Origin of the sequence: Dyella sp. C9 (assembly GCF_003332825.1) — a bacterium.
GTDB lineage: Bacteria > Pseudomonadota > Gammaproteobacteria > Xanthomonadales > Rhodanobacteraceae > Dyella.
Map to the genome: position 1 here is coordinate 475,236 of NZ_QIRF01000002.1, position 13,262 is coordinate 488,497.

At 67.2% G+C, this 13,262-nt stretch carries 11 protein-coding genes; 7 read left to right on the forward strand and 4 right to left on the reverse strand.

Going from position 1 to position 13,262, the window contains the following annotated elements:
• Window positions 1-38: 38 nt before the first annotated feature.
• A complete protein-coding gene (gene djlA / locus DVU99_RS04490; RefSeq protein WP_114238984.1) occupies window positions 39-848 on the reverse strand; it encodes a co-chaperone DjlA in 810 nt (269 codons plus the stop codon).
• Window positions 845-1,144 carry a c-type cytochrome gene (locus tag DVU99_RS20040; RefSeq protein WP_255412906.1) on the reverse strand — a complete coding sequence of 100 codons (300 nt, stop codon included), beginning with the start codon at window positions 1,142-1,144 and terminating at the stop codon, window positions 845-847. Before DVU99_RS20040 ends, djlA begins: the two co-directional genes overlap by 4 nt.
• Window positions 1,145-1,405: 261 nt before the next feature.
• Between DVU99_RS20040 and DVU99_RS04500 the strand changes: the two genes are divergently transcribed.
• From DVU99_RS04500 to DVU99_RS04515, 4 genes are all read left to right on the forward strand, one after another.
• Window positions 1,406-2,302: a phosphoribosylaminoimidazolesuccinocarboxamide synthase gene (locus DVU99_RS04500; protein ID WP_114238986.1), complete on the forward strand. Its 897-nt coding sequence runs from the start codon at window positions 1,406-1,408 to the stop codon at window positions 2,300-2,302.
• A 4-nt stretch (window positions 2,303-2,306) separates the two neighbouring features.
• Window positions 2,307-2,639, forward strand: a complete 333-nt coding sequence (locus DVU99_RS04505) for a multidrug efflux SMR transporter (protein ID WP_114238987.1) — start codon at window positions 2,307-2,309, stop codon at window positions 2,637-2,639.
• Complete coding sequence (locus DVU99_RS04510) at window positions 2,639-3,115, forward strand: DUF962 domain-containing protein (protein WP_232823444.1); 477 nt, start codon at window positions 2,639-2,641, stop codon at window positions 3,113-3,115. Before DVU99_RS04505 ends, DVU99_RS04510 begins: the two co-directional genes overlap by 1 nt.
• A 126-nt stretch (window positions 3,116-3,241) precedes the next feature.
• The gene (locus tag DVU99_RS04515) at window positions 3,242-3,649 is read left to right on the forward strand and encodes a hypothetical protein (RefSeq protein WP_114238988.1); all 408 of its coding nucleotides are present in this window, start codon (window positions 3,242-3,244) and stop codon (window positions 3,647-3,649) included.
• A 156-nt stretch (window positions 3,650-3,805) separates the two neighbouring features.
• Here DVU99_RS04515 and DVU99_RS04520 read toward each other — a convergent pair whose 3' ends face one another.
• Both DVU99_RS04520 and DVU99_RS04525 read right to left on the reverse strand, forming a co-directional pair.
• Window positions 3,806-6,004, reverse strand: a complete 2,199-nt coding sequence (locus tag DVU99_RS04520; RefSeq protein ID WP_114238989.1) for a beta-agarase — start codon at window positions 6,002-6,004, stop codon at window positions 3,806-3,808.
• 88 nt (window positions 6,005-6,092) lie between these two features.
• Complete coding sequence (locus DVU99_RS04525; protein WP_114238990.1) at window positions 6,093-7,421, reverse strand: APC family permease; 1,329 nt, start codon at window positions 7,419-7,421, stop codon at window positions 6,093-6,095.
• Window positions 7,422-7,645: 224 nt separating this feature from the next.
• Here DVU99_RS04525 and DVU99_RS04530 point away from each other — a divergent pair, with 224 nt between their 5' ends.
• From DVU99_RS04530 to DVU99_RS04540, 3 genes are all read left to right on the forward strand, one after another.
• Entirely contained in the window at window positions 7,646-8,971 is a 1,326-nt protein-coding gene (locus DVU99_RS04530; protein WP_157971348.1) for a flavohemoglobin expression-modulating QEGLA motif protein, read from the forward strand.
• Between the two features lie 87 nt (window positions 8,972-9,058).
• Entirely contained in the window at window positions 9,059-10,162 is a 1,104-nt protein-coding gene (dinB, locus tag DVU99_RS04535; RefSeq protein WP_114238992.1) for a DNA polymerase IV, read from the forward strand.
• A 161-nt stretch (window positions 10,163-10,323) separates the two neighbouring features.
• On the forward strand, window positions 10,324-13,227 hold the full coding sequence (locus DVU99_RS04540; protein WP_114238993.1) for a TonB-dependent receptor: 2,904 nt from the start codon (window positions 10,324-10,326) through the stop codon (window positions 13,225-13,227).
• Window positions 13,228-13,262 lie beyond the last annotated feature (35 nt).

A 13,262-nucleotide genomic window follows, 5' to 3' on the forward strand; every position in this document is an offset into this window, starting at 1 on the left:
TCGCGCACAGGGTGCGCTACGGCAGGTGGACGCCAAGTTTATTTGAAGCCGCGCTCGGCCTTGATGCGTTCGTAGGCGGCATTGATCTCGCTGGCGCGCGCCTCGGCCTGCTTGCGCATGGCCTCGGGCAAGTCGCCCAGGCGGTCCGGGTGGTGCTCGGAGATCAGCTTGCGGTAGGCGCGCTTCACGGCGCGATCGTCCACGCTGCGCGAAATGCCCAGCACGGTGTACGGATCGGGGCCCTGCGTATTGCGCTGGGGCGGCACGTAACCGCCGTTGCCGCCATGGTTGCCCTGGCCGCGGGTGTAACCGCTGGCGTTCCAGGCGTAGCCCTTCATCGCCATCAGCGCCATCAGCTCCATGTCGCTGACGCGCAGCGCAAAGGCGAGCTGGCGCAGGATGGCCATCTTCTCCGGCGGCGGGTTGCCCTCGGCCAGCACCGTCTCGATCACCACGTCCAGCACCGGGAAGGCATGGTCACGGCGCAGGCCCACCCAACGGCGCAGCTCTTCGATGGCCGGAGTGACGTTGAACTCGGGCTGCTTGCCGGCGTTGAACGCGATGATGGCCTGCTTGCGCGGTTCCTGCTCCAGGCCCATGCGCTGCATCAGGCGCTCGGCCACGGCGATCTCGGCCTCGGACACGCGGCCATCGGACTTGGCCACTGCACCCAGCAAGGCGAACAGCGGGCTGATGTAGCCGCCCGATTCGGGCGTGGCACGGCGGCGTTGCCCCTGGCGCAGGCTGTCGATGATGAAGCCGGTGATGCCGCCCACCACGGCGCCGGGCAGGCCGTGGCCGAAGATCAATCCGAACAGGGCCAGCCAGAGTGTCCAGGTAAACGTCATGGGTTGCCTTGGGGTTGCGGCGTCTGCGCGCTGTACCAGCGTGCCAGTTCGTCGAGGTCGGCGTCACTCACCGGGCCGATCGCCGCGCGCATCAGCGGCACGTTGCGGCGACCGTCGCGGTATTGCTTCAGCGCCTCGCGCAGGTAATCCAGCTTCTGCCCGGCCAGGTTGGGTGCACCGGGGATTTGCGCCATGCCAGTTTCGCCATGGCAGGCCGCGCACAGGCCCAGGCGGGCCGGCTTGGCCGGCGCGGCCGCGAAGGCAGGTGCGGCGAAGACCAGCACGCACGCCGCCACCCACCATGCACAAGGCGTAGCCACGCGGCGCGACAGGCGGGCAATGCGGGACGTGGGGGCCATCAGGCGGGTCCGGGCTCAAAAAGCGCCGATTCTAGCAGCCACAGGGACCGCCGCCGGGCGGCACGCGGCCACGTCTACACCTATGGCACAGCCGCCACCGGCTACACTATCGGGCTTGATTACCGGCCCGGCCCCGGGCCGTCATCCCCCGTCTTTCCGTCCTGGACCACCAGGCCGGCCATCCAGGAGCGAACGACCGTGCCCACCACCCTGCTGCAATCGAACCTGCCGGGCCTCGAGCTGATCCACCGCGGCAAGGTGCGCGACGTCTACGCGCTGCCCGAGAACCGCCTGCTGATCGTGGCCAGTGACCGCCTGTCGGCGTTTGACGTGGTGCTGCCGGACCCGATTCCCGGCAAGGGCGAGATGCTGACCCAGATCTCCAACTTCTGGTTCGGCAAGACCGCGCACCTGGTGCCCAACCACCTGTTGCACACGCCGCTGGCCGAGGTGCTGCCCGCCGGCACCGACCTGAAGCTGTATGAGAAGCGCGCCGTGGTCACCCGTCGCCTGAAGCCGGTGCCGGTCGAGGCGATCGCACGCGGCTACATCATCGGTTCGGGCTGGAAGGACTACCAGGCCACCGGCTCGCTGTGCGGCATCAAGCTGCCCGCCGGACTCAAGCAGGCGCAGCAGCTGCCGGAGCCGATCTTTACCCCGTCGACCAAGGCCGCCGTGGGCGACCACGACGAGAACGTGAGCTTCGACGCGGTGGTGGCCGCGGTCGGCGCCGACCTCGCCGAGCAGGTGCGCGAGGCCACGCTGGCCATCTACAAGTGGGCGGCGGCGTATGCGGCCGAGCGCGGCATCATCATCGCCGATACCAAGTTCGAATTCGGCACCGACGAGAACGGCAAGCTCTACGTGATGGACGAGATGCTCACGCCCGATTCCTCGCGCTTCTGGCCGGCCGACTCCTACCAGGTGGGCATCAGCCCGCCGAGCTATGACAAGCAGTTCGTGCGCGACTATCTGGAAACGCTGGACTGGAACAAGAAAGCGCCGGGCCCGCACGTACCGGCCGAAGTGATTGCCGCCACTTCGGCCAAGTACGCCGAAGCGCTGCACCGCCTCGCCGACATCACGCTGGACTGACCGCATGAAAGCCTGGCTGTTGCTGGCCACCGCGATTGCGGCGGAAGTGGCGGCCACCAGCGCGCTGAAGGCCTCCGACGGCTTCAGCCGCTGGGTCCCCAGCCTCGTGGTGCTGGCGGGCTATGGCATAGCGTTCTACTGCCTCAGCCTGACCTTGCGCCACATCCCCATCGGCATCGCCTATGCGGTATGGTCGGGCGCAGGCACCGCGCTGATCGCCCTGATCGGCGTGGTGGCCTACCAGCAGAAACTCGACCTGCCCGGCATGCTGGGCATCGGGTTGATCGTCGCCGGCGTGCTGGTACTCAATCTCTTCTCCAGGAGCGGTGCGCACTGATGCAGTCTTCCGATTCACCGCAAGGCATGCGCCACTGGCTGGACAGCTACAGCGCCGACCACCAGAACCCCACCAACCGCCTGCTGCACTGGATCTGCGTACCGCTGATCGTGTGGTGCGTGATCGCGCTGCTGTGGGCGATCCCGGTGCCACCGATGATCGGCCGCCCCGGCTTCTGGGCCGTGGCCGCGCTGGTGCTGGCGTTCGCCTGGTACTGGAGGCAGTCGCACCGGCTGGCAGCGGCCCTGCTGGTCGCGCTGGCCCTGCTGTGCGTGCTGACCGAGTTCGCCTACCGCGAGCTGGGCCCGCAGAAGCTGGCGGTTACCGCCGTCGGCGTGTTCGTGGTGGCGTGGATCGGCCAGTTCATCGGCCACGCCTACGAGGGACGCCGGCCCAGCTTCCTCACCGACCTCGCCTACCTGCTGGTTGGCCCGGCCTGGCTGATGGACAAGCTGCTTCGACGCGTCGGCATCTAAATCACTCCTAATTCCACCGTCATTCCAGCGAAGGCTGGAGTCCAGGGCCGGTGTAGCCCTCGAAAGGACACTGGATTCCGGCTCTCGCCGGAATGACGACAAACAAAGGGCTTTCCTGGAATCGGCATGACCTTCCTGCTCACCCTGGTCAGCACCCTGCTCTGGTGGGTGCTCTACAGCAGCATCGGCGCCTTGTTCTTCGCCATCATCGCGTGGACCGTGCTGCGCTGGAGCGAGCGTTGCCCGGTGGTGTTCAACCGCACCTACCTCGCCTGCCTGTTGTGGAGCCTGGCCGGCCTGCTGCTGGTGGCCGGCGTCGCCATGCACGAAGGCCATACACGCCCGCCCTACGCGCCCCTGCTCGCTTCGGCGACGCTACGCGGCGCGCTGGTGGTGGACATGCTGATCGGCGTGCTGCTGCTGTGGCGCCTGATTCCGCGCGTCGATGCCCGTCGCATCCGCCCTGCCAGCGCCTGCCTCGCGGTAGCCGTGGTGATGGCCATCGCCTTTGGCGCGGCCACCAGCCTGGTCTGACGCGCAAGGTTTGCTTCTACAACCGGTTCTTCGTGTAGGAGCGCACCCTGTGCGCGACCACAGTCTTGCCCGGCTCGGGAATCAAGCCGCGACAAGCCATGGCGGCATCGCTCCGCCAGGCTTCGCGCACAAGGGGCGCTCCCGCAGCGGGCTGTGTCAGTAGCCGGTCTTGTGGTTGGCCTCGCGCACGGCCTGCACGAAATGCGAGAACGGATGATCGGTGATCGCCACCAGTCCGATATGCGCGTTCTCGCCGTCGAGCAGGCGACCGGTCACCGGCTGGTCCACGTACTGGAACCAGTGCACGCCCACGATCGACGGGTCGGCCACCGCCGCAGTGAGATAGCGCGCATACGCCTCGCCACGCTGCTGTTCGGTCCATACCGGCACCACGCCCTTGCCGAACGGGCCACGATCGCTGGAGCCAAAATGGAACTCGGTGATCAGCGCAGGCTTGTCCAGCTTGGCAAAGGCGGCCGCGTCGAAAGCATGCTCGGGCACGTCGGCGTAGGCGTTGAAGCTCACCACGTCGCAGTACTGCGCGCATGAAGCCACGGCCTCGGGCGTGTGCACCGCAAAGCGGCCGCCCAGGAACAGGTGATGCGGATCATGCTTGTGGATCGCCTGCGCCACGGTGCGGAAATACTGGTCGGCGTATGCACGCAGCCAGGCGCTGTAGTCGTCGGCGATGGCCGGATGCGCCTCGTCGGGATTGGGCGCGGCGAAGTTGGTGGCCTGGAGCGCATCCCATGAATCAAGCGTGATGCCCCAGGCCGCCGCCAGCTTGGCCGGCGTGGCGTATTTCTTTTTCAGCGCGGCAATGAAGGCCTGCTTGGCCGGGCTGCGTGCCTCGCCACGCAAGGTGCCCTGCGCCAGCCCCCAGCGACCCTGCGGCCCCTGGCCGGCCCAGGCCAGTTCGTTGTCGGCGAAATAGCCCAGCAGCCACGGGTCGTCGCGCACCTCGCGCGTGGCTTGCGCCGCAGCGGCGTCGGCCGCCTGCGCAAAGCGCGGGTCGAACGGATCGGGCATGCGGCCCCAGTAGTCGTAGCCGCTGGAGACGTTGCCGAAGGTGCCGGCGATGTTCACCGAGCGCGTATAGGCCAGGCGATGGGTCTGGGTCAGCGCGTCGTCGCTCCAGTTGCCCAGCGTGTTGAAGCCCCAGTCCAGCAGGCGATCGGGCGTACGCTGGCGCCAGGCCAGGCGCCAGCGATGGCCATCGGCGAGAAACAGGTTGGCCGAGTAATAATCGAACCAGCGCCCCTGGTGGTAACCCAGCCCGGCGGAGGCCTGCTGCTCGCCGGCCGGCTTGCCGTCGGCGCCGTAGAACGGCTTCCAGCGGCCGCTGTCGGGCGGCAGGTCCTTGAACATGAACTCGCGGCCCTGGATGTAGGTGCGGCCACCGTCGTCGTCCACCACGTTCACGCCCAGCGAGAAGAACGCGTGACCCTCGGGCGTCACCAGCTGCCAGCGGCCATCGCGGCGCTCGGTGCGGAACCAACCGGTGGGCTTGAACGCGGCGACATCGGTGCGCCCGCCGTAGTGGTCGAAGCCCTTGCGTATGTGCGGCACCGGCTCCGGCGCGTTGGCGTTGAACTTGGGCCGCTTGCCGCGCAGGGCATCGTCCGAATCGATCTTGCCCGGCCATTGGCCGCGCGTGTACTGGCCCCAGGCGTCGACGATGCCGGTATAGGCGTCGAGCAGGTCGTGATCGCCCCGCGAGGTGTCCAGCTTGCCGAACAGCAGGGTCTGCGCCGCCGTGGGCGACGGCGTGCCCAGCCGCACCGACTTCACGTGGGCCAGGTCCAGCGAACCTTCCACCGTGGTGGCGACGAACACGCGCTTGCCGCCGGCCATGTAGGGCATGGGCGGGCCGTCCTGCATGCCCATCATGCGTGGCGAGGTGGCATGCAATGGAATGATCAGCGTCTGCGGCGGACCGGCCGGCACGCCCACGGTGGCGTGCAGGTGCTGGTCCGGGGTGGCGCCGTCGATGTCCACCGTGAGCGTCACCGCCCACGACATCGCGTTCTGCATGTCCACATGCAGCGCCCCCTCCTTGGACCAGTCCCACTCGCCGCCACTCAGCGACACCACCAGCTGCGGCGTGGGTGCAGGCTCGAACACATAGCGCTGCAACGACATGCCGTCGACGGTGACCGGCGCGCCATCGCGCTGCACGTGGTCCAGCGAGGTCTGCGTGGTGGGGGCCGCGCTGCTCGCGCCGGCGGCGGCGGGCACGCTGGCGCCGCTGGCGCCGCTGGCACGGCTGAGATCGGCCTGGTCGGTGTCACTGGCCTTGTGGCAACCCGCGAGGGCCATCAGGCAGGACAGGGCAAGGGGAACGATCCGTTTCATCGGCGGCCCGGCGCATGGAAATGGCGAAAGTATGCCTGCCTCGACTGAAGGTTGCCTTGCTGCGTCCTCCGCCCCGGCCAACGCAAGTTCATGCCGACCGGCGCTGCCACGCACGCCATGCGTAGTACACCGGCACGCCGGCGATGATCAGCGCCAGGCTCATGCCTGCGTCCTGTGGCTGGTGGATGGTGGTGGCGACGATCACGCCGAGCACCGTGCACACGAACAGCAGCGGCAGCACCGGATACAGCGGCACGCGGTACGGCGACGGCTCGTTGCGGAAGTGATGGCGATACCAGAACAGCGTGGCGATGCCGAACGCATGGGACAGCCACTCGCCCACCGTGGTGTAGTCCACCAGTTGGCCGAAGCTACCGGAGATCACCAGCACGATGGCCCAGCCGCCCAGCACCGCCAGCGCCACCTGCGGCGCACGCGAGCGGCCATCGATGCGCCCCACGGCGCGGAAGAACATGCCATCGGCCCCCATGGTCTGCAGCACGCGGGCGCCGCCAGCGATGGCGATGCTGCAGTAGCCGAAGGTGGAGCAGGCAATGCCGACGGCGATCAGGCGGGCGCCGCTTTCGCCGAACAGGCGACGCATCAGGTCGGCCGCCGGTGCATGGCTGGCCGCCAGCCCGGCATGCCCGAGTCCGGCCAGGTAGGCAAAGTTCACCAGCACATAGCACACCAGCACGCCACCCAGGCCCAGGCCCAGCGCGCGCGGCAGGGTCTTCTGCGGTTCGCGCACCTCGCCTGCCAGGTCGTTGAGGTAGTGGAAGCCGCCATAGGTGAACAACACCGGCAGCAAGGCGCCAAGGAAGGCGCCCGGCGGCAGCGGATGGGTGGTGTCCACCGCGAGCACGTCGCCCAGCTGGCCATGGGCCAGCACCACGCCCACGACCACCACCAGCGCGATCGCCGACAACTTGAGCACGGTAAACACGTTGAGCATCACCGAACCGGCGCGGATGCCGAAGAAATTCACCGCGACGATGAGCGCGATCGCGCCCGCCGCCACCGGCTTCACCCATCCCAGCGGGAGGCCGACCGCCGCGCAGAAGTAATCGGCAAAGGTGGTGGCCACGGCTGCCACGCTGCCCGGGTAGTTGATCAGCGCCATGGTCCAGCCGAACAGGAAGGCCGGCAGCTGGCCAAAGGCCTCGCGCAGGTAGATGTAGACGCCGCCCGCATGCGGCCGCCTCGCGCCCAGCTCGGCGTAGCACAGCACGCCCGCCAGGGTGAGCAGGCCGCCGATGGCCCACAGCACCAGCAGTTGCGCGCCGGAGGAGGTGCGCTCGGCCACGGTGGAGGCGCTGCGGAAGATGCCGGCGCCGATCACCCCGCCGATCACGATGGCGGCGGCGTCCCAGATGCCCAGGCGGCGCAGATAGGCGGGAGAGGTCTCGGCAGTCATGGGACGGAGCGGGTTCCTGCGCAACGGGTACGAAGGCCGGACGATAGCGCGAGTGGCCCGGCCACATCGACATGCCACTGCAACATGCCGCCGTCATGGCAGTTTTTGCCCGCGCCTCAGTAGTTCTTCGCTAGCGCATGGCCGTGCATGGGCGCACAGTGCGGTTCTTCCCCGTCGCTGCAAGCCGGCCGCGCATCGGGCCGGCGCCCTACCCTGGAGGCGTCATGAGTACCGCTGCAGACGAAGTCCGCCCGGAGAACGACAAGGTCCTCAGCACCCTGATCGAACAGGACCAGGCACTGATTGGCCTGGGCAAGAAGATCCGCGTGCTCAAGGCCATCGACTGGCCACAGGAGATGGAGGCCACCTTCCTGGCCTCGTATGAACGCGGCAACCCGGTACTGCCGGAGCCACCGCGGCGCACCCCTGACCTCAGCCATGAAATGGAGGGGCTCAAGGGGCTGATGGCCCGGATCGATCGCGGCCACCCCATTGGCAACTGGCTGTTCAAGAACACCTGGAGCTATCTCACCGCCGCGCAGATGCTGATGAGCGTGGGCACCGAGCAGTTCACCCGCTGCTCCACCGCGCTCTATGGCCGGCCCGACACCATCTATCCCGGCCAGCAGTCCAACGCCGTGGACGCCGCGCAGGACCTGCTGCACATCAGCGACGACCTGGTCGGACGCGAAGGGGTTCCGCCGGTGCCCGCCGACATCCCCGCCGAAGAGTTCGCTCAGCGCCTGCGCGAGCGACTGGGGCCATTCTTCGACAAGGACGAGGTCAAGGTGGTGCTCGACCCGGACCTGCCATCCAAGGCCACAGCCGGCAGCAAGAGCATCAACCTGCGCTCCACCGCGCTGTTCTCCTCGCTGGACCTGGAACAGCTCACCGAGCACGAGGCCTTCGTGCACACCGCCACCCTGCTCAACGGCAAGCACCAGCCGTACTTCAAGTCGCTGGGCCTTGGCGCCCCCCGCACCACGCGGGCGCAGGAAGGGCTGGCCACGTTCTCCGAGATCATCACCGGCGCGATCGACCTCAACCGCCTGCGCCGCATCGCGCTGCGCGTGGTGATGGTGGAGCGCGCACTGAACGGCGCCGACTTCATCGAGATATTCCGGGGCTTCCTCGATGCCGGCCAGTCGCCAGTGGAGAGCTACCAGAGTGCCGCGCGCATCTTCCGCGGTGGCGATCCGCATGGGCGCATCTGCTTCACCAAGGACGGCGCCTACCTCGAAGGCGTGATGATCATCTACGTGTTCATCCGCAAGGTGCTGCAGGCGGGCAAGGCGGAAATGCTGCCGATGCTGTTTGCCGGCCGTGTCACCACGCCCGACGTGATCACCCTGTCGCCCTACCTGGAAAATGGCTGGATCAGCCGCGCCGTCTACGTGCCGCCGTGGGCGCGCAACCCGCAGCGCGTGTTGTCGCTGATGGCGTTCTTCACCGCCGCACAGCGCTTCCGCCTCGACACCCTGAGCCTGGACAGCTTCATCGCCGCGGAAGAGCAGCGCATCGACGAAAGCCTGCAGACGCCCTGGCAGTGAGTGCACCCGTGCCTGCGCGCCTCGGCACGGCGCGCGGGCACCGATGTTTCATGGTTGACTGTAGCTCCCCGTCTGCCCTGCACCGCCGTGCCGCCTGCCCCCCGAAAGATCATCCACGTCGACATGGATGCGTTCTACGCATCGGTGGAGCAACGCGACGATCCCGCGCTGCGCGACAAGCCGGTGGTGGTGGCCTGGCGCGGTGCGCGCTCCGTGGTATGCGCGGCCAGCTACGAGGCGCGCCGCTTCGGCGTGCGTTCGGCCATGCCGGCGGTGCGTGCCGAACGGCTGTGCCCGCAGGCCATCTTCGTGCCACCCGACTTCAACCGCTACAAGGCGGTGTCGCGCCAGGTGCGCGAGATCTTCGCGCGCCACACCGACCTGATCGAGCCGCTGTCGCTCGACGAGGCCTATCTCGACGTCACCACCACGCACACCGGCCTGCCATCGGCTACCGCCACTGCCGAGGCCATCCGCACGGCCATCCGCGACGAAACGCAGCTCACCGCCTCGGCCGGCGTGGCGCCGAACAAGTTCCTGGCCAAGATCGCCTCGGACTGGCGCAAGCCCGATGGCCTGTTCGTGATCCGGCCGCGCGAGGTGCTCGGCTTCCTGGAGCCATTGGCGGTCGCGCGACTGCCCGGCGTGGGCAAGGTGATGGAAAGCCGCCTAGCCGAGCTGGGCATCATCACGGTAGGCCAGTTGCGTGCGTGGCCCGGCACTGAACTCGAGCAGCGCTTCGGCCGCTGGGGACGCCGTCTGCACGAGCTCTCGCAGGGTATCGATGATCATCCGGTGCGACCCGACCGACCCACCTTGCAGGTATCCGCCGAAGACACCTTCGAGCACGACCTCGCGCTGCACGAACTTGCGCCACACATTCGTCGGCTGGCCGAAAAAACCTGGGCCGCGCATCAGCGCGAAGCATCCAGCCTGCATGGCCGCGTGGCCCGCACGGTGGTGCTGAAGTTGAAGACATCGGATTTCCATACGCTTACGCGCAGCGTAACCCCATCGACCCGACCGAGCTCCGCAAACGAGCTCGCCGATATCGCCTGCGCCTTGCGCGACCGCGTGGAAAGGCCCGCGGAAAGCCGCTATCGGCTGGTCGGCGTGGGCCTGGCCGGCTTCGTGGAAGCCGACAGCTTTGCCGCCCAAAGCGACCTTTTTAGCGCAGATTCCTGCGGGTAAAAAGTGCCCCGGAAGGCCTAGGGCGCAACTTGTTAAATGGCTCTTTACACTCCCGCGATTTCCTGAAACAGTGGGGCTGGGGAAAACAAGGCAACACCGAACCTATGGACGTCTAGGCGCCCATAGCGGGGTCCCTTTGCCTTAACAATCGGGGAGAGCACATGCAGTCCAACCACAATCGCCTATCCATCGCGGTACGCCTTGCCCTGTCCGTGGGCATGGCCTCGTCTGCAGCCGTGGCACAGGCGCAGGACACCACCGGCAAGGACGCCTCGACCACGCAGACACAGGGCACGGGTACACAGACCCAGAACGGTACCGAGCAGCCCAAGCAGGCCAGCGCCAAGACCCTCACCGCCGTATCGGTGACCGGTTCGCTGATCCGTCGCGTCGATGCGGAAACCGCCAGCCCGGTGGTCACGCTGGACCGCACCGCCATCACCAACAACGGTGGCCCCACGCTCGGCAACGTGCTGCAGGCCCTGCCTTCGGTCTCGGGCAACGCCACCAACACCCAGAACAACAGCAACGGCGGCGGCGTGGCCAGCCCGACCCTGGAAGGCGGCGACGGCGCGGCGCGCATGTCGCTGCGCGGCCTGGGTACCGAGCGCACGCTGGTGTTGGTGGACGGCCAGCGCCTGGCCAACGCCGACCTCAACATGATTCCGCAGAACATGATCGAGCGCGTCGACGTGCTGGCGAACGGCGCCTCCACGGCCTACGGCTCCGACGCCGTCGGCGGCGTGGTGAACTTCATCCTGCGCAAGGACTACCAGGGCGCCGAAGTCAGCGTGAACGATGGCATCTCCAGCCATGGCGACGGTCAGCGCCACGGCGCGCAGTTCACCGTGGGCGCCAGCGGCGACCAGGGCAACATCGTCGCCGGCATCGACTACAACAAGCAGGATCCGGTGGTCGCCACCCGCCGCGGCTTCTCGGCCTACCAGCTGTCGCTGTACAGCTCGGGCCTGCAGGTGTCCGGTTCGCACACCATCCCGACCGGTCGCATGCAGGTGCCGGTGGGCAACCTGCCCGCCGGTTCGCCGCTGGCCAGCTGCGCCGACAGCAACGGCATCGCCAACCTGACCCTGGCCAGTGGCAACGGCAGCAGCCTCGGCAACTACCGCTGCTTCAACGGTGCCAGCGACGTCTACAACTACAACGCCTACAACTACATCCAGACCCAGAGCGAGCGCACCAACGTGTTCGTGCTGGGCAACTACAAGTTCAACGACTACGTCACCTTCTTCGCCGACGCGTTCTACAACCACACCAACTCCGCCGGCCAGGATGCTCCTGCGCCGACCAGTGTGGACGACGGCTGGACCGTGGCGGCCAACAACCCGATCAACCCGTTCGGCGTCACCTTCGGCAGCGGCCCGGGCCAGCAGTTCATGAGCACGCGCCTCACCGGCCTGGGCACCCGCCTGCACACGTACAGCACCGACAACCAGGAGATCAACACCGGCCTGCGCGGCAACTTCGGCCAGAGCAGCTGGATCTGGGACGCGAGCATCGACTACGGCCACACCCGCCGCGTGCAGACCGACTACAACGAAGTGAACGTGCCGGACTTCCAGGCAGCCATCAACGCCGGCGCCAACATCTTCGATCAGGCCGACCCGACGGTCAGCGCCCTGTTGCGCAACGGCGTGGACGATCCGGTCTACCGGCTGACCAACACCATGAAGCAAGTGCAGGCCAACGCTTCGGGTGAACTGTGGGATCTGCCGGCCGGTGCCGTGCAGCTCTCCGCCGGCGCGCTGTACCGCAAGAACACCATGAACTACAACCTGACCAGCGATGCGATCCTGGATCCGGCGACCGGCACCTGCACCGTGCTGCAGGAAGCCTGTGGTTCTCCGTCGTCCGGCAGCATCGACGTGAAGGAGCTGTACGCCGAAACGCTGATCCCGCTGCTGAGCGAGCAGCCGTGGGCCTACTCGCTGAATGTCGACCTGGGCCTGCGCTACTCCGACTACAGCACCTCGGGCAGCACCACCAACGGCAAGATCGCCATCGAGTACCGCCCGATCGCCGACCTCTTGGTGCGCGGCACGGTTTCGCAGGTGTTCCGCGCGCCCAACCTGGACGAACTGTACGACGGCCGCACCATTGCCAACCCGACCGTCAACGACCCCTGCGTGAACCTCAGCGCAGCGGAGATTGCGGCGCATCCGGCCGCGTGCCAGTACGTACTGCCCAACACCAACAACAACCTGTCGCAGCAGATCACCGCCTACTACTCCGGTGCAGCGGCCGCGGGCGGCTCGTTGAAGCCGGAAAAGGGCAAGTCGTATGACTTCGGCTTCGTGTACTCGCCGGGCTGGCTGGAGGGTGCCTCGTCGACCATCGACCTGTGGCGCATCACGCTGAGCAACATGCTCACGACGATCCAGGCGCAGACCGTGCTCAACGAGTGCTACGCCAACCAGAACAGTCCGTACTGCTCGTACATCACCCGCTACAACAGCTCCAGCTCGCTGGCGGGCGGCATCTACTACGTAGACACGCCGGTGGTGAACCTGGGCAACCTGAGCACGAGTGGCGTCGACTTCTCCTTCAGCTACGCGATTCCGCACTTCAACGTCGCCAGCGTCGATCCAGGTAACTTCAAGGTCGGCCTGAACACGACGTACACCGACACGTTCAAGAACGACGCCACGCCGGGCCAGCCGGGTGCGGAGACCATCAACTACGCGGGCACCTACACCCAGCAGTTCGGCAACATCTCGCGCTGGCGCGGCACGCTCACCCTGAACTGGAAGCTGGGCAACTGGAACGCCCAGTGGCAGAGCCGCTACATCAACCACCTGTCCAACCTGACCGCCTATGCCGATACCGGACAGGCCGTGTCCACCCCGATGGGTGGCATCACCTACCACTCGATCCAGGCCGGCTACGAGCTGCCTAAGTACCACACCAGCCTCGACGTCGGCATCGACAACCTGACGGGCCGCGTGCCGCCGCTGGTGTACCAGAACGGCCTGAACTACAACGTGGATACCGCCACGTACGACACCATGGGCCGCTACTTCTGGGCTCGCGTCACCGTGAAGTTCTGATCACGGCAGGGAGTGAACAGGAGGGCCGCGGCGGC

Bases quoted from the DNA above. Each gene is read 5' to 3' on its own strand.
- DVU99_RS04520 (WP_114238989.1), bottom strand. From the start codon at position 6,004: ATGAAACGGATCGTTCCCCTTGCCCTGTCCTGCCTGATGGCCCTCGCG.
- DVU99_RS04525 (WP_114238990.1), bottom strand. From the start codon at position 7,421: ATGACTGCCGAGACCTCTCCCGCCTATCTGCGCCGCCTGGGCATCTGG.
- djlA (WP_114238984.1), bottom strand. From the start codon at position 848: ATGACGTTTACCTGGACACTCTGGCTGGCCCTGTTCGGATTGATCTTC.
- DVU99_RS04530 (WP_157971348.1), top strand. From the start codon at position 7,646: ATGAGTACCGCTGCAGACGAAGTCCGCCCGGAGAACGACAAGGTCCTC.
- DVU99_RS04505 (WP_114238987.1), top strand. From the start codon at position 2,307: ATGAAAGCCTGGCTGTTGCTGGCCACCGCGATTGCGGCGGAAGTGGCG.
- DVU99_RS04540 (WP_114238993.1), top strand. From the start codon at position 10,324: ATGCAGTCCAACCACAATCGCCTATCCATCGCGGTACGCCTTGCCCTG.
- DVU99_RS04510 (WP_232823444.1), top strand. From the start codon at position 2,639: ATGCAGTCTTCCGATTCACCGCAAGGCATGCGCCACTGGCTGGACAGC.
- DVU99_RS04515 (WP_114238988.1), top strand. From the start codon at position 3,242: ATGACCTTCCTGCTCACCCTGGTCAGCACCCTGCTCTGGTGGGTGCTC.